Here is a 19,788-nt window from a genome sequence, read left to right as displayed (position 1 = left end):
GGCAGCCAACCACCGTCTCGGTACGAGGCACGCCGACGAAGGAGGCATGCCTCGTGTCGCGGCCGCAGGCCGCGTCCAAAGCCAACAAGCGACAACACGAAAATCAGCCGCGACCGTCAGGCGAGACGACGCTGAGCGCCTGCGCCGCGGTGCGCGCGACGAGCTCCGGCCGTCCATCGCGCGGGCGCGTCGTGCGGTAGTGGAAGGACAACACGCCCAGCAGTTCGTCGCGGGCATCACGCAGCGGGTACGACCACACGGCCCTCGTGCCCGCCAGCATGAGGGCCTCGAACGTGGCGAGGTCCGCGAAGAGCGGGCTGGCAGCGATGTCGTCGACGAGGACGGATTCCCCGGTCGCGAGGACCGCGCCGCACGCGCTGGGGACGCCGGCGTCGACCGCCGCGAAGAAGTCGAGGAAGGCAGGGGAGAAGCCACGCTGCCGTTCGATGGTCAGCACGCCGGTCTTGGAGTGGTAAAGCTGCAGGTCACAGGCGTCGGCGTCGCCCACGACGACCGCGGCGACGATGATCGCGTCCAGCACGGTCCGCCGGTCGGCGACGCCGAGGAACTCGTCGTGGACCAAGGCCGACGGGTCGCCGCGCAGCCGGTCGCGGACGTCGGCCAGCAGGGCCAGGCGGGTGCTGTTGATCTCGGCGTCGACCACGCGTTGCTGCGCGGCGGACACCTTCATCAGACCGTGGATCTCCTGGTCGGTGTCGATGAGCGAGAACATGCACCCGGCCGCCAGCGCGGCCTGCCGCGCACGCAGCAGCACGCTCAGCGCCTTCGCACCGGCGAGCCCCATGTCACGTGTGTCGACGACCACCTTGCCGCCCCGGCCGGCGCTCTGCACCACGTCGGCCAGCGCCGTGTGCAGCGCCCCGGCGGCGTCGTCGTCGAACGTGCCGGAAAGCACCACGAAACCGGCGGCACCGGGTCTTTCGATCCGGGCCGTCCCCGTGCCGAGCTCATCGGACGTGTGGTTCACGGCCACCACTCCCGCTCGAGTTCCCCCGAGCAGTATCGCACTCCGGCCGCCCGATGAAGATCACCTTCGAGCCCGGCTCGCGCGGACTCTGCCATGCTGTTCCCATGACCGGGTCCCGCGTGCTCGCCGCCGGCCACTACCAGCCGGCGAAGGTGCTGACGAACAACGACATCGCCAAGATCGTCGACACGAGCGACGAGTGGATCCAGAGCCGGGTCGGCATCAAGACCAGACACATCGCCGACCCCACCGAGACGGTCGACTTCATGGCCGCGAAGGCCGCCGAACACGCCCTGAGCGGCTCCGGCCTGACCCCCGCGGACATCGACCTGGTCATCACGGCCACCACCACCGCGATCGACCGCTCCCCCAACGTCGCCGCCCGCGTCGCCGACACCCTCGGCCTCGGCTCCCCGGCCACCATCGACGTCAACGTCGCGTGCTCCGGCTTCTGCCACGCCCTGGCCACCGCCGACCACGCCATCCGCGCCGGCGCCGCCCGCAACGCCATCGTCATCGGCGCCGAACGCCTCACCGACTTCACCGACTGGACCGACCGCACCACCTGCGTCCTGACCGCCGACGGCGCCGGTGCCGTCGTCATCACCGCCGCCGACAAACCCGCCATCAGCCCCGTCGTCTGGGGCTCGGTGCCGTCGCTGGGCAGTGCGGTGCGCATCGAGGGCAACCCCGGCACCTTCGCCCAGGAAGGCCAGGCCGTCTTCCGCTGGGCCACCCAATCCCTGCCCGGCATCGCCCGCGAGGTCTGCAACCGCGCCGGCATCACCCCCGAAGACCTCGGCGCCGTGGTGTTCCACCAGGCCAACCTGCGCATCATCGAACCGCTGGCGCGCAAGCTCGGCGCCGTCAACGCCGTCATCGCCCAGGACGTCGTCACCTCCGGCAACACCTCCGCCGCCAGCGTCCCGCTCGCCCTGTCCAAACTCGCCGCCGACAAGGCCGTCCCGTCGGGCACCCCCACCCTGCTGTTCGGGTTCGGCGGCGGCCTGGCCTACGCCGGCCAGGTCATCGAGTTCCCCTGACAGTCCACTGTGGACAGTCTATGATCATCGTTCGTGTTCGACGCAGGCACGAGACGACCGCAGCGAACCGTGCTCGGCGTCGTGCACAACGTCACGTCGGCCACGCGGCTGCTGGACGTGCTGCCGCTGGTGGCGACCGACCCGCGGGTCGAGGTGGCCGTCACCTGCACGAACTCCTCGCCGTTCACCGCTGACGTCGACCCTTACCTGGCGGCCCACGGCTTCCGCACCGTGCCGTGGGACGAGCCGGGGCACGCCGACCTGGCGATCGCGGCCAGCCACGGCCGCCTGCACGAGCTCGGCACGCCGCTGGTCGTGCTGCCCCACGGGACCGGCTACAACAAGTTCCTGAACGGCTCGGTCTTCGGCATGGAACCGGCCTCGCTGCTGCACAACGGCCGCGTGATCGCGTCGTCGCTCGTGTTCTCACACGACGAGCAACTCGACCGGCTGCGCCGCTCGTGCCCCGAGGCGCTAGGCGCCGCGGTCGTCGCCGGCGACCCGTGCTTCGACCGAATGCTGGCGAGCCGGCCGCTGCGGCACACCTATCGCGACGCGGCGGGCGTGCGCCCCGACCAAAAACTCGTGTTCGTCTCGTCGACGTGGGGCCCGTCGTCGCTGTTCGACGCGACGCCGGACCTGGTCCGAACCCTGCGCGCGGAACTCCCGCTGGACGAGTACGCGATCGCGATCGCCCTGCACCCCAACGTGCAGGCGCTGCACTCACGCTGGCAGGTCGAACGCTGGTTAGACGCCTGCCTACGCGCCGGTGTCGCGCTCATCCCGCGGGCCGAGGGCTGGCGCGCGGGCCTGGTCAGCGCGGACCTCGTGGTCGGCGACCACGGCAGCGTCACGTTCTACGGCGCCGCGCTGGGCACACCGACGCTGCTGGCCACCTGGCCACACGACCGGCTCGACCCCGGATCCCCCGTCGGCCGCTTCGTCGCCGCGGCCGACCGGCTCGACCGCTCCACACCGCTGGAACCGCAGGTCCGCGCGGCGTTGCACGACCAACGCACGCACGACGACATCACCGGCCTCACCACGTCCGTGCCCGGTTCGTCGGCCCGGCTGCTGCGCACCGAGCTGTACCGGCTGCTCGACCTTCCCGAGCCCGCCGACGCCGCCCCCACACACGCCGTCCCGCTGCCCCAGTGGCGAGTCCGGCCGCCAACGGTCGAGGCCGTGCGGATCGAGTACACCGTGTCGGACAACTCCCTGAACGGCACCGTCGTCCGGCACGCCACCGACCCCCGCCCGCTGCCGGCACACACCTATCTCGTCGTGTCGACCGACGAACCCACCGCGACGGCACTGGAACTCGCGGACGCGGTCGTGCACGCCCGGCCCGGCGACGCCCACGCCTGGATCACCGGCACGCTCGCCGCGCTCCCCGGTGCGATGGTCGCGACCGCGCCCATCGACGACACCACGTGGCTCGTCGGCACCCGGACCGGCTGCATCGCGTTCACCTCACCGGACGGCGACGGCCGCGTGTGGGCTCCGCTGGTGCTGGCGTGGCTCGAACGCCACCCGCTCGAGGACTTTCCACACCGGGTGTGGCTTCAGTCCAGCCGCTCCTGGAGGGCCTTCGCGGCCCAGATCTGACCGCGCTCGGTGTAGATCTCCAACGCCTGCCGGTACTCGCCGAGCGCCACGAGGATCTCCGCGCGGTCGAGCTGCCGGTCGAGCTCGGTCATGATCGCGAGCGCCTCCAGCAACAACTCCCGGCGACCGCTCTTACGCCCTTGCCACAGCAGTACCTTCGCGAAGTTCACCGGCTCGGACGACTCGAACTCCGCTTTCGCGCGCTCCAGCAACTCCAGCGCCCGATCAGCCTCTTCGACCTTGGCGAGGTGCAGGCACGCCAATGCGCGGCGCCTCGGATCCTTGATGTCCTCGGCGAGTTCCAGGTTGTGCCGCAACAACCTCTGGGCCTCGGCCTCGTTCCCGGCGTCGAACGCCGCGAGCCCAGCACCCTCCACCGCGGTCGCTTTGAGCTCCGGGTCAACCGCCACCCCGGCAGCCTGCTCGAACAACTCCCGCGCCTCGGCCGGCCGATACCGGAACCTCATCGCGAACCCCTGCTGCACCAGCAACAACGCTTTGAGATCAGGCAGTTCGAGGTGCTCGGCGGCCGTGATCCCGAGCGGGTGCGTCGCGAGCACGTCGTCGGCGTACTTCTCCGACTCCAGCAACCACCACTGCGTCACGCACAGCCGCAGCACCGTTCGAGGCTCGTCCAGGTCGGCGGCCAGCTTCACCGCCGCGCGCAGGTTCAGCCGCTCGTCCCGCATCCACTGCGCCGCCACGTCCTTCGCAGCGAACGGTTCGTCCACAAGGGACTCCGGGAAGTAGCGCTTGCGCCACGGCCGCGCTCCCACAAGAGACTCGTCGGCGGCCACCGCCCTCGCCTCGTACCAGCGCAGCATCATCCGCCGCACCGCGGCGCGCACCTCCGGCGGGTCGACGGCTTCCGCGACCCGCCGGGCGTGCTCGTGCACAAGCTTGTTCACGGTCAGCCGCCCGGACCGCGGAAACTCGACGATCCGCATCACTTCGAGCTCCCGCAATGCCCGCCGATCGGCACCGAGAGCGGCGAGGGGCACATCCTCCCAGCGCGGATGCAGCCCGATGACGCGGTACCACCGCTGCGACTCGGTGCTCAACCGCTCGTAGCCGACGCCGAACACCTGGCCGAGCGATGGCTCGCCACCGACCGTCATGCCGGTGATGCCGACCTCGTCGAGCTCGTCCAAGAGATCCCGCACAGACATGCCCTGCGACTCGGCCAGCACCAGACCCGCCACGCACAGCGCCGCCGGCAGCCCGGCGCACTTCTCCACCAACACGTCCCGGCCCGGCTCGTCCGCCCGGTCGCCGATGATGGTCCGCAGCAGCTCAACCGCCATCTCCGGTTCGAGCGGCGCGATGTCGAGCTGCCGGGCGTTCTCCTGATGCAACGCGGCGAACGCACCGTGCCCGGTCACCAGCACCATCGACCCGCCACGACCAGGCAGCAACGGCCGTACCTGCGCGGGCGTCACCGCGTCGTCCAGCAGAACCTGGAACGACCGGCCGTCGGTCATCGACTTGAACAGTCCGGACCGGGCCCCCAGCCCGGCCGGAATCTGGTCGCGGCCCAGGCCGAGTGCGGCGATGAACTCGGCGAGCACCTCGCTGGGCGCCTCGGCCTCGTCGGTCCACGCGCCGAGATCCGCGTAGAGCTGGCCGTCCGGAAACTGCTCGCGGGTGTCGTCCAGCCACTTCACCGCGACCGTCGACTTCCCGCTGCCACGCTGCCCGCGCAGCACCCGGATCACCGGCTTGTCACCACGCAGGGCCAGCGCCTCGTCGAGTTCGCCCAGCACCCGCTTCTGGTTGACGAGCCGGTCGATCGCGGAGGGCAGCTGATGCGGCTTGGGTAGCTCGACCCCGTGGAAGTGGATCTCGCCGACCGACGCCGCCTGCACGACGTTGCCCGCCTGACCGCTCATCACGTTGTCCACGCCACGCCTCCCCGGCCCTTGATCAGTCGAGCGTATCGGCCGGGTAAAACGTGAAGGACAGCGTTTAACGGAAATCCACAGGCGCGATCACCCGCCTGGGTCAGACCGCCGCGAACTCCTTGGTGTCGTCAGTAGCGAGGTGCCCGTTCAGACTCGGCTCGTGCATCTCGTGCTTGGGCGCCGAAAGATCGGTCTCCGCGGCACTGTTGGCCAGCACACCGGCGAGCACCCCAAGCGTGATCACGCCGAGAATCGCGCCGGCGTTGCGGGCACCGGTGTCCACCGCCGGATAAGCGCCGTCGAACACGGTCGACTGCATCATCATGGCCCAGCACACGAACGCGGCCGGCGGGATGAGCATGCGCATGAAATCGCCTCTGTGGAACAGGTTCTGCCCGACTCTGCCGACGAGGTACACGCCGGACGCGAGCAGCAGCAGCGCCCAGAACACCCAGCCGAGCGTCGCCGCGTTCGCCTGGCTGATCACCGTGACGACCTCGCCCTGCGCGGTCATCGCCTTGGTGGTCAGCATCGGGATGATCAGGGCGTGGGCGGCGAGCACCTCCGCGGGCACGAGCGCCGCGACGGCGTCGAGGACCAGGGCCGGTCGCGACGTCTCGCCGGGTTTGGCGGTATAGCGGCTGACCGTGCGCTGCGCGTAGAGAATCGTGCTCATCGGGACGCCCCTTTCGTACCGGATCGACGCCCCAGAGAGTCCTCCTCCATTTGCGACAAATCGCTAACCCGATCAGGTGATCACAATGGCGTTGCGTTACGGCAAAGGGTGTAACGATCAGCGGCATTCCGTCTGGCGTGGCACACCGGGGAAGAACCGCTTCCACTGCTCGGCGTCCAACGGCCCCGCCCGGCAGACCTCTTCGGCGACCTTCGAGACGTCCGGTGTCCACGTCGTCGCGGTGCCCCGGCCATAGCCGCGAACGGTTCCGTCCGCGGGGAACGTCAGCATCGACATGTCGGCCGCGGACGCCGCCTCCAGCGGTGCGTCCAGGAGCTTGTCGTCTTCGACGCGCCACACCGTGGCGGACCGGTCGCCGTTCAACGCGCCGAGCACGTGCCCGTCCTTGCTGAACGAAGGCGCGTGGTAGCGGCCGGGATTGCGGTTGACCGTCATGAGGTTGCGCACACGCGTGGGATCCTTGGTGTCCCACAGGGAAAGCGTGCCGTCCGGGTTGGTGGTGGCGAACAGACCCGTCGGGCCGAACGCGCCGCCGTTGTCGCCGGTGCTCAGCCCGACGACGGCCACCCGCCGCGGTTCGGCCGGCGATGCCATGTCCCACAACGACACCGGCGACGTCTCGCTGCCGGTCGCGAGGACCGAGCCGTCCCGGTTGAACACCGCCCACTGCGCGTCGTACAGGAACACCTTGAGCTGCTTGGGGTTTCGCGGATCCTCGATGTCCCACAACCGGGTCGACCGGCCGCTCGACACGGCGAGCACGCGGTTGTCCGGCCGCAACGCCACCGCGTCGGCCTTGCCCTCGATCCGGCCGATCTCGCACGGCATCTCGCACGTCGCGTCCCACAGGCGGACGTCGTCTCCCGCGGTGACGATCCGGCGTTCGTCCGCACCGCGGACCACGACCGGATAGGTGCCGGTGAGGCTGAAGAGCTTGTGGTCCGGGTGCACGGCGTCGGCCGGCAACGCCGGCGAGGGCGCTGGGACACCCGGAAGCGGACCCGGTACCGGCAACGACGGCCCGTCCTGAAACCGCGAGTGCGTCGCGTGCGCGTTGACCAAGCCGTTGCGCGCCTCGGGACTCGGCGCGAGCCGGTACGCGGCGAGCGCCACCCGCGCCGCGAGCCGCGGGTCGTCACCGCGCAGGAGATCGGCGTCCTGAATCGCCTTGCGCGCCACGGCGACGTTGCGTTCACGCTCGGCCATCCGTTGCGCGTCGACCGCGACGAACACCGCGACCGCGAGCAGCGCGACAACGACGTTGAGCAGCGCGATGAGCTGCCGCAGCCGCCGCGTCCGCCGGCGTGCCCACGCCTCGTCGGCCTGCTGTTCGGTGAGGCTCGCGTCGAGGAACGCCTGCTCGGAAGCGTTGAGCCCCGTCTCGCATTCGCGCGCGACGGCGAGCCGGGTGCCACGGAACAACAGGCTGGGGTCGCGCCCCAGCGACTCCCACTGCCGCGCCGCCTCGGTGAGCTGCCGGTGTACGCGCAGGCCGTCGCGGTCGGCGTTCAGCCACTCCGTCAGCCGCGGCCACGCCCGGATCAACGCCTCGTGCGTGATCTCGACGCCGTCCTGGTCGCGCACGAGCAGGCGCGCGGACGTCAGGCGGTCCAGGACGACCGCGAGGTCCGGGTCGTCGTCGAGCTCGTCGATCCCGATGCGGCGCTTGGTGTCCTCGGTCCCGTCGCCGGGTGCCGTGAGTCGGCGGAAGAGGTTCCGCGCGAGCAACCGTTGCCGCACATCGAACTCGCCGTACACCGACTCCGCGGTCTTCGCGAGCGCGCCGTCGATGCCACCTGACGCGTGGAAGCCGGCGAGGGTCATCATGGTGCCCTGCCTGCGCCGCCACGTTTCGAGCAAAGCGTGTGACAGCAACGGAAGCACGCCCGCACTGCCGTGCACCTGTGCGACGAGGTGCGCCAGCAACGCGTTCTCCACCTTGCCGCCCGCGCCGAGCGCGGGCTTGGTGATCGCGCGGCGCAGCTCGTCCGGCGACATCGGCCCCACGGTCACGTGCGCGGACTCGACCAGCTCCGCGTACATCGAGCAGTGGGCGAAGAAATCCGCGCGGACCCCCAGGACCACGCGGACGTTCCCGGTCGCGGCGGCGGCGAGCGCGGCGATGAACCGGCCGCGCTCCTCCTCGCCGCACAGCGTGAAGACCTCCTCGAACTGGTCCACGATCAGCACGACCCCGCGGTCGATGGCCGCCTGCCGCAACAACAGGTGCAGGTCGCGCGGATCGTCGAGCTGAGCCTGCGGCAACCCGCTGACGCGTGCGATCTGCTGCGCACACCGTTCGAACGGCCGATCGCCCGGCGTGACGACCACGACCCGGCCGCGCAACCGCGGCGCCAGCCCGGCCCGCAGCAGCGACGACTTGCCTGACCCCGAGGCGCCGAACACCGTGATGAGGGATTCCTTGCGTGCCAGCAGATCCTCGGTCAGCCGCTCGCGGCCGAAGAACCGGTCCGCGTCGCCGGGCCCGAACGGCGCGAGCCCCGTGTACGGCGCGGGAGCGTGGTCGACGGCCGGCGCGGGACTGGCACCGGCCGCGATGGCGTGCCACCGGTTCTCCCACTCATCGGTGTCGCCGTCACACGCGCGCACGAACGCCAGCGTCACGTCGAGGCTCGGCAACCGCTTTCCGCCCGCCGCCTCGGACAACGTCGCCGCCGAGTAACCGGCGCGCCGGCCCAGCTCGCGGTACGGCGGTCCGCCCGCCCGTTGCCGCAACGACCGCAGGTCCGTCGCGAAGCCGCTGAGCGGTGTCCCGTCGTTCGGCAGCGGACGTTCTGACCTGGGCACATCCGCAGCGTGCCAGGCGTGGTGGGGGCGATCACGACGTTTCGCCGATCCTTGCACCATGCCTGTGGACAACTCCGCTCGACGCCCCCGAACTGTCGGTGTCATCTGGGAGAATTGAAATTAGGGGGTCCCCCTGCGCCGGGGACGCCTGTGCGAGCGCGGCCGCATAAGTGCGCAGCCGATGAGCACTTTGACTGCCACACTGGCCGCATGCGTGCTGACCGCCTCGTCGCCATGCTGCTGTACATGCAGACCCGCGACCGGGTCACGGCCGCGGAGCTGGCCGACGAGCTCGAGGTCTCCGTGGCCACGGCCCGCCGCGACCTCGAAGCGCTCTCCGCCGCGGGCGTGCCCGTGTACCCGCAACCCGGCCGCGGCGGCGGCTGGTCGTTGCTCGGCGGAGCCCGCACCGACCTCAGCGGCCTCACCGCGACGGAGGCACAGGCGTTGTTCCTGCTGGCGGGTCCGGCCGCCGCCGTGTCGAAGGAGGCGAAGTCCGCGCTGCGCAAGCTGGTCGGCGCCCTGCCGGGCACCTTCCGTGCGGACGCCGAGGCGGCCGCGGGCGCCGTCGTGATCGACCCCGCCGCGTGGGGCGCGCACACGAAGGACCGTCCGGAGCTCGTCGACGTGCTGCAGACCGCGGTGGTCCGCCGCCGCAAGGTCCGGATCGGCTACACCAACCGCGATCGGCAGACCACGCAACGCCTCGTCGACCCGTGGGGCCTCGTCGACAAGGACGACATCTGGTACTTCCTCGCCGGCACCGACCACGGCCAGCGCACCTTCCGCGTCGACCGCATCGCGACCGCCGACGTCACCGACCTGCCAGCCGAGCGTCCCGGCGACTTCGAGCTCGCGGAGGCGTGGGAACGGACGGTCGCCGAGGTGGAACGCAAGCGCTCGACCGTCGAGGCGACCGTGCTGATCGCGCAGCGGCACGTGTGGGTGCTGCGCGACCAGTTCGGCCGTCAGTGCGAGGTCGGCGAAACCCGGCCGGATGGGCGGGTCGAGGTCAGGCTCGCCGCCCCGGCCCCGGTGATGATCGCGCAGTGGCTCGCGGGCTGGGGCAGTGCGATCGAGGTGGTCGACTCCGAACCCGTGCGCCAAGAACTGGCCCGCATCGCCGGAGAACTCAGCGCGCTGTACGGCTAGTCGTCGGCGGCACGCGCGGCCCGGCAGGCCAGGTGCACCGCCAGCCGCTCGTCGGCGTTCTCCAGACTCACCCCGAGCAACTGCTCCGCCCGGCTGATCCGCTGCGACACCGTGTTCCGGTGCACCCCAAGGCGTGCGGCCGCGGCGGACGTTACCGACTCCTCGTCGAGATACACCGCGAGCGTCCGCAACAGCTGGCCGTCCTCCACCCCGGCCAGCGGGTCGAGCAACCGCGAAGCCTGTTCGACCAGGGCCGGTGTCTCGGCGGCCAGCGACAGCAACCGCCGGACGCCGAGCTCGTCGATGTGCACGACCTGCGCCGGTCCGGCCATCCCGGCGGCTTCCCTTGCCTCGCCGAGGGTTCGGGCGATGCCGCGCGCGCCGGGATGCGGCCGGCCGACACCCGCGACGAGGTCGCACATGGCCACCGCCTGTTGCAGCCGCAGGGTCAGCTCGCGGTGCTGCGACTGCGGCGGTTCGCCGTCGTTGGTGAGCCAGAACGACCAGCCGTCGGCGCCCTCGACGAGCTGACCGTGCAGGCCACGCCGGGCCAGCCCCGCGCGCAGGAACTCGGTTCGGTTGGTGTCCAACGCGATCCGGTGGTCCGGGGTCTGCGGCACCGCGTAGACCCCGGTGTGCCAGCCGTCCAGCCGCCAGCCCGCGAGCACGGCCTGCTGCACGAGGTGCGGCGGCACGTCGTCACCGCACGCCAGCAGCTCGGCGAGCAGGGATCCTCGCGACCGCGCCCGGCGTTCCACGTCGAGCCGCTCCTCGGCGACCCACTTGCCCAGCGCCCACGACGCGACCTGGCTGACCTGCGTGACGGTCTCGATCCACCGGCCGCCACCGGACCGCACGTGCGAGACCAGCCACAGCCGCACGTGCCCGGTCCGGTCGCTCTCGACCGGCACGGCGACGGCCCAGCCCTCGTCGACCTCCGCGGCCCCGGCGACGCTGCCCGCGAGCAGGGACTGCGGCAGTCCCGGCGGGGTGGTGCCCTCGATCGCGGTGCCGTCCGCACTCACGACGGCGGCCGTCACCCCGAGTTCGTCGGCCAGGATCGGCAGCACGGACGCCGGGTCCGGTTTGCGCCGCCGCATCCGCGCGGTCACGGCGTTGAGCAACCGGGCCGCGGACAGGTCGGGGCGGCGGACCGCGGTGCGCAGCGCGTCGGCGACGAGCAACGGATCGCCCGCCTGGGTCTGCAGCAGGGGCACGCCGAGCCGGTTGGCGAACGACAACGTTGCCGCGGACGGCGGCTGGTACGAACCCGCTTCCGGCCGGACGAGCACGACGGCGCGCACGTCCGCGCTGTACGCCCGGCGCAACGCCACCTCGACCAGGTAGGGCGCATGACCGGTGAGGATCACCAGGTCGCCCGCCGAACAGGCCTCGACGGCCCCGATGTCCGCGGCGAGCCGGACGTCGAGCACCTCGGTGTCGATGCCGCGCGCGCCGGCGAGCACCTCGCAGTCCGGGAGTGCCCCGACGCCGAGCAGATCGCGGACGGTCAGCGAGTCGGCCGTCACGACTGTCCAAAGGGGAGGTAGTCGAGGTCGTACCCGAACGCACGCGGGTCGACCCGGCCGAGCATCCGCGGTCGCACCCACTGCGGTGGTGCGGGCAGCGCCACGATGTCGATCACGGTGCCGTAGCTGAGCCGTTCGGTGCCGATGGCCCGGCCCGACTCCGCGTCCAGGCAGCAGATCAGGTCCGGTGTCGTCACCAGCGGCTCGCCGTCGGCCAGCACGACGAGGTACTCGCCCTGCATCTCCAGCCGCACGTACGAGTCGTCCTCGTCGAGTCGCCGCACCGCGACGGTTCCGCGCGGGAACTCGCCGGTCGACTCGCGCCACACCTCGACCACCTTTCCGCGCGCTACCAGGAATCCCCCCGAGGCCTCCGCACGTCCGCGTGTGCCGTGCGACTCCTGCGGCGACGCCCAGATTCCGCCGAGCTCCAACGCTCGGGCCAGGGTTCCCGGAATGCCGGCTTTGGCAGCGTCTCCGATGCGCAACGGCCGGGCGACCATCATCGCCCAGCCGCCGAAGTCGACCATGACCGTGCGCGCGAGCTTCTCGATGGCCGAGGAGTCGAGCAGCGCCCGGTTCCCGCTCGGCTCGGTGATCGCGAGCGGCGTGATCGGCAGGCCGGCGGCGTCGTACGTGGTCTGGTCGATGCGCGGGAACGCGCGGCCCATGCCGTCGACGTCCACGTACGGCAGGCCGAGCTGTGCGGCGAGCAGCAACGGGAACAGGCCGTTGCAGCCACCGATCTCCCAGCCGATCACCGCGCTCACCGGCGGTTCGCCCTCCGGCCGGACGGCCCGCAGCGCCTCGGCGGCCTCGTTCCCGGACGGCAGCTTCTCGATCATCACGGTCGGCGCGCCGATCAGGCCGGCGCGCACGCCGAGCGCGTCCGGGTCGATCTCCTCGACGTCGAGCACGCGGACCGGCCCGTTGGTCCGGATCGCGTGGCGGAGCATGGTCGTGACGACGTGAACGTCCTGCTCACCGCCGCCGCCCCCGCTGCCCAACATGATCACGCCGACCGCCAGCCGGTCGACGTCGTCGGGGGTGATCAGGCGCATGCCGGAGAGGCTAACGGGCGACCGGCACCACGTCATGAGGCACAAATGAGGACGTTTTCGCTGTTCAGCTACCCGCAGGACGCGAAATCCCTTCAGAAACGTGGTCGAACGCCTCGGCCGTTCGGCGCACGACTCGCTACCAACGGTCCGTCTCAGGCGCGCGCCCGTCTCGCCACGTCCTCGAACGCGAGGTCGCCGACGGCCCGCGCGCGGATCCGGCTCGCGTTGCCGGGCAGGTACGCCAGCGGGATCTCCTGCACCTCGACGATCCGCACGGTGTCCGCGCGCGCCCCCGCCGCGACCGCCTTGTCGACGGCCTCCTGTTGTGCCGCGTCAAGGGTTTCGTCACGCCGCCGTGCGTCCACCGGGAAGACGCGGTCGACCTCGCCGCCGACCTGGGCGATGGCCGCGCCGATGGCGTTGGCGACATCGTGCTGGTAGGGCCGCACGATGGTCGTCACGCCGTCCAGTTCGTCGGGCAGCAGCACGCTGCCGCCGCCGACGAGTACGACCGGCAGCGGCTCCGGGCTGGTGCGCATGCGGTCGACGACACCCGCGACGCGACCGGCGATCCGTTTCAGCACCGTCGACGCCAGCGACCGGTCGACGTGCGCGACGCGGCCCGCGTCACCGATGTCCGCGCGACCGGCGGCCACGGCGAGATCGGTGACGGTGAGCGTGTCGCCGCCGAACACCAAAGCCTTGCGCGACAACAGCCTCCCGACGCTGTCCGGCCCGATCACGTCCCCGCGCACGACGCTGCCGCCGCCGAGCGGAAGCGACGTCACGTCGGGCATCCGGAAGTTCGTGCGCACCCCGCCGATCGACACCTCGGACGGCGCCTCGCGCGGGAAGCCGTTGTGCAGAACGCCGATGTCGGTCGTCGTGCCGCCGACGTCCACGACCACGCACTCGTCGAGCCCGGACAGGAAAGCGCCGCCGCGCATGGAGTTCGTCGGCCCCGAGGCGAAGGTGGCGACCGGGTAGCAACGCGCGTACTCGAGGTCCATCAGCGTGCCGTCGTTCTGGCTGAGGTACACCGGCGCGTGGATGCCGTACGACGTCAGCGACGCCACCAGCCCGTCCGCGATCTGCTCGGCCGGCTCGCGCAGCGCGGCGTTGACGATGGTGGCGTTCTCCCGCTCCAGCAAGCCGATCCGGCCGATCTCGTGCGAGAAGCTGACCATCAGGCCGGGCACCTCGGCGGTCAGGATCTCGGCCGCCTGGCGTTCGAAGTCGGAGTTCACCAGCGAGAAGACGGACGAGATCGCGACGCTGCGCACGCCCTGGTCCGCGATGTCCCTGGCGACGCCGCGCAGTTCGTCCTCGTTCAGCGGCGAGATCACCCGGCCGTCGTACTCGTGGCCGCCGTGGCACAGGTAGGCGTGCCCGCCGATGGCGTCCCGCAGCCCGTCGGGCCAGTCGACGAACGGCGGAAGTGCCCCGGTGGCAGGCAGTCCGAGCCGCACGGCGGCCGTGCGCGCCAGCCCGGTGCCGTCGGCGAGCGCGTTGACGAAGTGCGTCGTGCCGATCATCACCGCCCGGATGTCCTCGGGCCGGAAGGCGCGGGTGATCTGCAACTTCTGGATCGCCAGGACGATTCCGCTGGTGACGTCCAGCGTCGTCTCGACCTTGGCCGTCGCGAGCACGCGGCGGCCATCGACGAGCACGGCGTCGGTGTTCGTGCCACCGACGTCGATTCCGATGTGCATGGTCCCTTCCTCAGGCGGCCGTCGGCTCCACCCTGCGGTTGGTCGCCCTCCGGCACCGCATGCGCAGGAGGTCCAGCCGGCCCGCCGAGACGTAGAGCACGAACGCGAGCACCAGCGCGTTGATGCTCGACTGTCCGAACGGAAGTTTCTCACCGACGATCGCGGCCACGGGCCAGATGACGACGGTCACCGGCACCCAGGCCGGCGCGGATCTCGGCACGTGCGGCCGGGTCCCGACGATCTCGCGGCGCCAGCGGCGCACCACGAAGTACTCGGCCAGCATGATGCCGGGCACGGCCGGGAACACGACTCCGAGCATCGACAGGTAGCCGGTGAACTCGGCGAGGATGCCCGCCGCGGCGAGGAACGTGCCCGTCGCGCCGATCAGAATCGACACCTGCGCCCGGCTGACGCGGATGTCGAAGACGGCGTCGAAGAAGTTCACCAGTCCGAGCGACGCCGAGTAGAGGTTCCAGTCGTTGATCTTCATCACGGCGGTGATCACCACGAGCCCGCCCAGCCATCCCGCCTGGTCGGTGACGACGGCAACGATGTCGTTGCTCCGCAACGCGTGCGCGAGCACGATGCCCGAGCAGCCGACGACCCATTCACCGAACGTGATGCCGATGACCGTCTGCTTGACCACGTCCCACGACGACCGGTTGAACCGCGTCATGTCCGGCGCGATCGCCGCCCCGACGATGAACGACCCGGTCACCAACGTGATCGCGGTGAGCATGCTGATCTTCGGTCCCGGCGGCGACTCGCTGAACAGCGTGCCGATCCCGTGGTTGTCGATGACCTTGATGAGGACCCAGGTGGTCACGATCAGGAACAGCGGCACGGCGATGTACGCCGTCCAAGCCATCCACCGGAAGCCGTAGGCCGCGATGATGGTGACAAGCGCCCCGAGCACCACCGACCACACGGCAGGGTGATTGAAGCCGGTGACCCCCGCGAGCGTCGCGCCCGCGAGCCCGGTCTGAATGCCGAACCACCCGGTCGCACTGAGCGCGACGATCAGCCCGAGCATGGCGCTGCCGGCGTGCCCGAACCCGGTCCAGCGGGCGAGCATCGCGGTGGCGAGCCCCTCCCGCTGCCCGATGATGCCGACGGCGATCGCGAGGAGGTCGAGCAGGATCGCGCCGAGGCTGAGCGCGATGAAGGCGTCCCAGAACGTCATGCCGAACCCGAGTGTCGCGCCCAGCAGCAACTGGCTCAGCGCGGACGACTGCCCGAAGCGCTGGGTCGCAACCGACACCCAGGGGTAGCGCGCCTGGTCAGGGACACGCGTGAGGGCTTGGTCGTCATGCCCGAGGAGAGCGGCCATGATCGTCCCTCCGCCTGTGATCGACATATCGGACAGTAACCAAACAAACACGTTCGAGCTACAGCCAAAGTGCACAGTTCGCCGAATCACCACAAGGCGGTTCGCACATACGTTACGGATTGTCGCAATAGGTCCGTCGACCGGTGATCACCCACAAGGGGGTGACTCCCCGTCACGGACCTGGCCGGATCCCGCGGCGGCCTAGGCATCACGGGTGGTTTCGACTCCGAACCGCACTGATGGAGAGCGTCCTTACCGTACGTTTGTCATGTTTACGCAGCTGCGAGCGCACGGCGGGGGTGTGCCATGGACGCGGGGGACTCGAGCACGCCCGGCGAGGTCCGCAACGAGATGGCCGGCACGATCCACGGCGGCGTCGTCCAGGCCGGTGCGGTTCATGGCGACATCCATTTCCACACCGGGATTCCCCAGGCCCCGGTCCCGAGGCAGCTGCTGCCCGCACCCGCGCACTTCACCGATCGTGAGTCGGAGCTCGCGGAGCTCGACGAGCTGGCCCGTTCGGGCGAACGGATGCTCGCGGTGCTCACCGGTCCGGGCGGAGTCGGCAAGACGGCGCTGGCGATGCAGTGGGCGCACCGGGTCCACGACCGATATCCCGACGGGCAGATGTACGTGGACCTCGGCGGGTTCGGCGGCGAGCCGCCGATGAGCCCCCAGGAGGCGCTGGGACTGTTCCTCCGCGGGCTCGGGCTGGCACCTCAGCACGTTCCGGTCGATCTCGCCGAGCAGGCGGCGCTGTACCGCTCGCTCACCGCCCGGAGGTCGCTGATCCTGTTGCTCGACAACGCCTCCGACGCGCTGCAGGTCCGCCCGCTGCTGCCGAACTCGTCGACCAGTGCCGTGGTCGTCACCAGCCGCACGCGCCTGACCGGACTGTTCGCGGACGGCGCTCGCCTGCTCGACATCCGCCCACTGGTGGCGTCATCGGCGGTCGCACTGCTGGCGAAGGCGGTGGGCGATGACCGGATCGGTGCGGAGCCCGACGGCGCCGAAGCTCTGGCCGGGCTGTGCGGCGGGCTGCCGATCGCCGTGCGCATGGCGGCCGCACGGCTCGCCTCACACCCGAAGTGGCCGGTACGCCGAGTCGTCAGCGAACTCGCCGACGAGCAGTTCCGGCTCGCGACGCTGTCGCCGTCCACGGAACTGTCGATCCAGACGACCTTCGACCTTTCCTATCGCGCGCTCGACCACCACGTCGCGACGGCCTATCGAACGCTCGCGCTGCACCCCGGTCAGACGTTCGGCCCCGCGGTGGCCGCCTCGGTGCTGGGATGCGGCCTCGCGGGTGCACGCCGAGTGCTGGATCAGCTGATCGACAACAGTCTGCTGGAGGAGGTGGCCGAAGACCGCTATCGGTACCACGACCTCGTGAAACTGCACGCACGACAACAGATCGAGGACCGCGAGGCACCGCTCAGGCATGTGCTCGAGTGGTACCTGGCCGGTGCCATGGCCGCCGACCGGATCGTGACGCCACATCGGCGGCGGCTCGACTACGCGTTTCACAGCGCCCCCGCGGAACTCCCCCGGTTCGACTCCCGTGAGGACGCGCTGGCCTGGCTCGAGCTGGAACGCGCGAACCTCATCGCGGCCGGGCAGGCCGCGATGGCATCGGGGTGGGCCGAGCTGACCTGGCACCTGTCGGACGTGATGTGGCCGTTGTTGTTGCACCGCAAGCACTATCGTGACCGACTGGCCATCGACCAGCGCGGTGTCGACGCCGCCCGGCGTTGGGGAAACCGGTTCGCCGAGGCGGACATGCTCAAGCGGCTCGGCCGGGTCAGCACGACGCTCGGCCTGCACCACGAGGCCGAACAGCACCTCCGGGCTTCCATGGAGCTCGCCACCGCCAACGGCGACCAGCGAGGTGCCGCCGACGCGCGCGAAGCGCTGGCGTTGTTGTACGCGGAAACCGGCCGGACCGCCGAAGCGGTCACGGAGTTCTCGGCGCTGGTGGACGCCAACCAGATGCTGGGCGCACACCGGAGCCTGGGGTTGAGCCTCATCCACCTCGGCACCGCGATGAGCCACGTCGGCCAGTTCACCGAGGCACAGACCAGCTTGGCGCGTGCGCTGGCCATATTCGACGCACTGCCGGAGCCTGATCCGTACAACCGAGCCAGAGTGCTGGTGACACAGGCGGAAGTGCACTGCCGCGCGCGGGAGTTCGATCGTGCGGACGACATCGCCGGGGAAACGCTCGGGTTGATGCGTGAGCTCGGTTCGCCCGAAGGTGCCGCCCGTTCGCACGAGGTGCTCGCCCTGGTCGCCCGGAACCGCGGTGACGACACCGAGGCGGTGGAACACCTGCGCGCGGCCGCCCACCTGTTCACCTCGCTCGGGTCACCCAGGGCGCGAGCCGTGTCCGACCTGCTCGACAACCTCGTCGGCGCTGACCCGCAGCCGCCCACATGAAGTGCGCGACCCGGCCGCCCGGTGCTCCGCGCACCACACCGGCAAACCGTGTCGCACCAGCAGGTTCAGGTTGAGGCCGGCCGTGACCCAGGCCTGCAGCGACATGGCCACAGAATCGCGCACCTGGTCCGGCGTGCAGCACGCGGCGACGGGATCCTCCCAGTGCACGATCATCGGTCCACCTCCGCGGTGATGGTCACCGGCTCGGGGGCGCGATGCTTCCCAGGGACGGAAAGGCCCAGCAGCCGGTACATGGCCTCCCGGATCAGGGCGGTCGAACGTCCGGGACACGACGTGAGAAGACCCGCGACCAGGTCGCGCAGATCCTCGGCGCGGTCGTGCGCCTCCTCCAGCTGACCGCGCAACGGCCGGTCCATCCGACAGGTGACCGCGTTGCGGCGCAACACGTCCTGCGCCGACCCGCCCGAGGTCACCGCGTGCGGAGCCGGCTCGGCCAGCAGCACGGGCCGGCCGATCGCCGCGGCGTAGACACCTACCGAGCCGTGATCGGCCACGACGTGGTCGGCGGCGACGAGGACCGCCCGCCAGTCGACATGCGGGCCGATCACCTTGAGACCCGCGTCGGCGCTGTCGGCGAGCCACGCCCTGACCTGGCGCTCGCCGTGCCCGAACCACACAGCCGGATGCATCAGTGCGGCCACGCAGTGCCGCGACGGCAACTCGTCGAGCAGCCGCGGGACGAGGTCCGCGAAGCGCGCGAACAAGGACTGCGTCCCCCAGGTCGAACTCACCACCACGAGGTTCTCACCGGGGCCCACACCGAGGTCGGCCCGGTATCGATCGCGGTGCGGCAGGCTGGCGATCATCCGGTCGTAGCAAGGGTCTCCAGCGACGACAGCGGCATCGACCGCTGACGGACACTGCGCGCGCAACACGTCCAGCTGGTGCTCGTGCGACAGAACAACTGCCTCGGCGAGCAGCTTTCCGTTGTGCGTCAGCCGTTGCGCGTCGAGGCCGTAGACGACCGCGCCGTCCCCGCTGGTCTTGCCGTACCCCGCCCCGTGCGGCATCACGACCAACGGCGCGTGGAGTTGCGGCAGTCCGCCGTAAGCGGCCGCGACGGCCAGGTCGAACCGCTCCCGGATCGCCTGTTCCCATGACAGGACAACGCCTTTGGTCGCGTCGAGGAAGTCGTCGACACCGTTGGCGAACACGTCCGGAGCCCTGGTGTAGACGACCTGAACCCTGGCGTCGCGCTCGACGAGCTCGATCGCCTCCAGCAGGCGCTGACCACTGGTGACCGTGTGCACGACCACCAGCACGGTGAGCAGGCCGGGTCGCGTCACCCACCGCGGCGCGTCCAGCCCGACCGGCACCTGCAACCACTCCGCCTTCGTCATGAACGTCCCCCTTGCTCGACTGCCCGATGAGCAAAGGATGGGAACGTTGTTTGCGGTGGACTTGCCACCGGCTTGCTCCCCTCCGCAAGCACCCTCACCACTCACCGAATGGAGCAATTGCGAACAGTTCTCTCCGGGAATTGCGTTCGTAAGGTGCACACT

At 70.6% G+C, this 19,788-nt stretch carries 14 protein-coding genes; 4 read left to right on the top strand and 10 right to left on the bottom strand.

All coding sequences use genetic code 11. The features are described 5' to 3' along the window. Positions 1-103: 103 nt before the first annotated feature. Positions 104-988 (bottom strand): GAF domain-containing protein, encoded by an 885-nt coding sequence (locus QSK35_RS20415; RefSeq protein WP_285748480.1) that lies wholly within the window; start codon positions 986-988, stop codon positions 104-106. A gap of 104 nt (positions 989-1,092) precedes the next feature. Between QSK35_RS20415 and QSK35_RS20410 the strand changes: the two genes are divergently transcribed. Both QSK35_RS20410 and QSK35_RS20405 read left to right on the top strand, forming a co-directional pair. After that, positions 1,093-2,031: a beta-ketoacyl-ACP synthase III gene (locus tag QSK35_RS20410; protein ID WP_285748478.1), complete on the top strand. Its 939-nt coding sequence runs from the start codon at positions 1,093-1,095 to the stop codon at positions 2,029-2,031. 33 nt (positions 2,032-2,064) lie between these two features. Beyond that, positions 2,065-3,639, top strand: a complete 1,575-nt coding sequence (locus tag QSK35_RS20405) for a hypothetical protein (RefSeq protein WP_285748476.1) — start codon at positions 2,065-2,067, stop codon at positions 3,637-3,639. Here QSK35_RS20405 and QSK35_RS20400 read toward each other — a convergent pair. The 3 genes from QSK35_RS20400 to QSK35_RS20390 form a co-directional block, all read right to left on the bottom strand. Then, entirely contained in the window at positions 3,597-5,540 is a 1,944-nt protein-coding gene (locus QSK35_RS20400; RefSeq protein ID WP_285748474.1) for an NB-ARC domain-containing protein, read from the bottom strand. The genes QSK35_RS20405 and QSK35_RS20400 overlap by 43 nt on opposite strands. A 100-nt stretch (positions 5,541-5,640) precedes the next feature. Next, on the bottom strand, positions 5,641-6,216 hold the full coding sequence (locus QSK35_RS20395) for a hypothetical protein (RefSeq protein ID WP_285748472.1): 576 nt from the start codon (positions 6,214-6,216) through the stop codon (positions 5,641-5,643). 117 nt (positions 6,217-6,333) lie between these two features. Further along, positions 6,334-9,045, bottom strand: a complete 2,712-nt coding sequence (locus QSK35_RS20390; RefSeq protein WP_285748470.1) for an nSTAND1 domain-containing NTPase — start codon at positions 9,043-9,045, stop codon at positions 6,334-6,336. Positions 9,046-9,255: 210 nt separating this feature from the next. On the opposite strand from QSK35_RS20390, the gene QSK35_RS20385 reads away from it, so the two are divergent. Next, positions 9,256-10,197 (top strand): helix-turn-helix transcriptional regulator, encoded by a 942-nt coding sequence (locus tag QSK35_RS20385; RefSeq protein WP_285748468.1) that lies wholly within the window; start codon positions 9,256-9,258, stop codon positions 10,195-10,197. Here the strand turns inward: QSK35_RS20385 and QSK35_RS20380 are convergent. The 4 genes from QSK35_RS20380 to QSK35_RS20365 form a co-directional block, all read right to left on the bottom strand. After that, entirely contained in the window at positions 10,194-11,726 is a 1,533-nt protein-coding gene (locus tag QSK35_RS20380) for a helix-turn-helix domain-containing protein (RefSeq protein ID WP_285748466.1), read from the bottom strand. The two genes, QSK35_RS20385 and QSK35_RS20380, sit on opposite strands and share 4 nt — an antisense overlap. After that, the gene (locus QSK35_RS20375; protein WP_285748463.1) at positions 11,723-12,787 is read right to left on the bottom strand and encodes a DUF917 domain-containing protein; all 1,065 of its coding nucleotides are present in this window, start codon (positions 12,785-12,787) and stop codon (positions 11,723-11,725) included. Before QSK35_RS20375 ends, QSK35_RS20380 begins: the two co-directional genes overlap by 4 nt. Before the next feature lie 152 nt (positions 12,788-12,939). Further along, complete coding sequence (locus tag QSK35_RS20370; protein ID WP_285748461.1) at positions 12,940-14,499, bottom strand: hydantoinase/oxoprolinase N-terminal domain-containing protein; 1,560 nt, start codon at positions 14,497-14,499, stop codon at positions 12,940-12,942. A 10-nt stretch (positions 14,500-14,509) separates the two neighbouring features. Then, entirely contained in the window at positions 14,510-15,829 is a 1,320-nt protein-coding gene (locus tag QSK35_RS20365) for a purine-cytosine permease family protein (protein WP_285748459.1), read from the bottom strand. 306 nt (positions 15,830-16,135) lie between these two features. Here QSK35_RS20365 and QSK35_RS20360 point away from each other — a divergent pair, with 306 nt between their 5' ends. Continuing rightward, entirely contained in the window at positions 16,136-18,265 is a 2,130-nt protein-coding gene (locus tag QSK35_RS20360) for an ATP-binding protein (RefSeq protein ID WP_285748457.1), read from the top strand. Here the strand turns inward: QSK35_RS20360 and QSK35_RS20355 are convergent. Together QSK35_RS20355 and QSK35_RS20350 are read right to left on the bottom strand one after the other, a co-directional pair. After that, positions 18,194-18,439 carry a hypothetical protein gene (locus QSK35_RS20355; RefSeq protein ID WP_285748456.1) on the bottom strand — a complete coding sequence of 82 codons (246 nt, stop codon included), beginning with the start codon at positions 18,437-18,439 and terminating at the stop codon, positions 18,194-18,196. The two genes, QSK35_RS20360 and QSK35_RS20355, sit on opposite strands and share 72 nt — an antisense overlap. Beyond that, positions 18,436-19,626, bottom strand: a complete 1,191-nt coding sequence (locus QSK35_RS20350) for a CDP-glycerol glycerophosphotransferase family protein (protein ID WP_285748454.1) — start codon at positions 19,624-19,626, stop codon at positions 18,436-18,438. The genes QSK35_RS20355 and QSK35_RS20350 overlap by 4 nt, the downstream gene beginning before the upstream one ends. Positions 19,627-19,788 lie beyond the last annotated feature (162 nt).

The organism is Lentzea sp. NBRC 105346 (assembly GCF_030269605.1).
Lineage (GTDB): Bacteria > Actinomycetota > Actinomycetes > Mycobacteriales > Pseudonocardiaceae > Lentzea.
This window is presented reverse-complemented; position numbering and strand designations above follow the sequence as displayed.

Coding starts and splice junctions, on each gene's coding strand:
- QSK35_RS20410 (WP_285748478.1), top strand. CDS start 1,093: ATGACCGGGTCCCGCGTGCTCGCCGCCGGCCACTACCAGCCGGCGAAG.
- QSK35_RS20395 (WP_285748472.1), bottom strand. CDS start 6,216: ATGAGCACGATTCTCTACGCGCAGCGCACGGTCAGCCGCTATACCGCC.
- QSK35_RS20385 (WP_285748468.1), top strand. CDS start 9,256: ATGCGTGCTGACCGCCTCGTCGCCATGCTGCTGTACATGCAGACCCGC.
- QSK35_RS20375 (WP_285748463.1), bottom strand. CDS start 12,787: ATGCGCCTGATCACCCCCGACGACGTCGACCGGCTGGCGGTCGGCGTG.
- QSK35_RS20370 (WP_285748461.1), bottom strand. CDS start 14,499: ATGCACATCGGAATCGACGTCGGTGGCACGAACACCGACGCCGTGCTC.
- QSK35_RS20365 (WP_285748459.1), bottom strand. CDS start 15,829: ATGGCCGCTCTCCTCGGGCATGACGACCAAGCCCTCACGCGTGTCCCT.
- QSK35_RS20360 (WP_285748457.1), top strand. CDS start 16,136: ATGGACGCGGGGGACTCGAGCACGCCCGGCGAGGTCCGCAACGAGATG.
- QSK35_RS20355 (WP_285748456.1), bottom strand. CDS start 18,439: ATGATCGTGCACTGGGAGGATCCCGTCGCCGCGTGCTGCACGCCGGAC.
- QSK35_RS20350 (WP_285748454.1), bottom strand. CDS start 19,626: ATGACGAAGGCGGAGTGGTTGCAGGTGCCGGTCGGGCTGGACGCGCCG.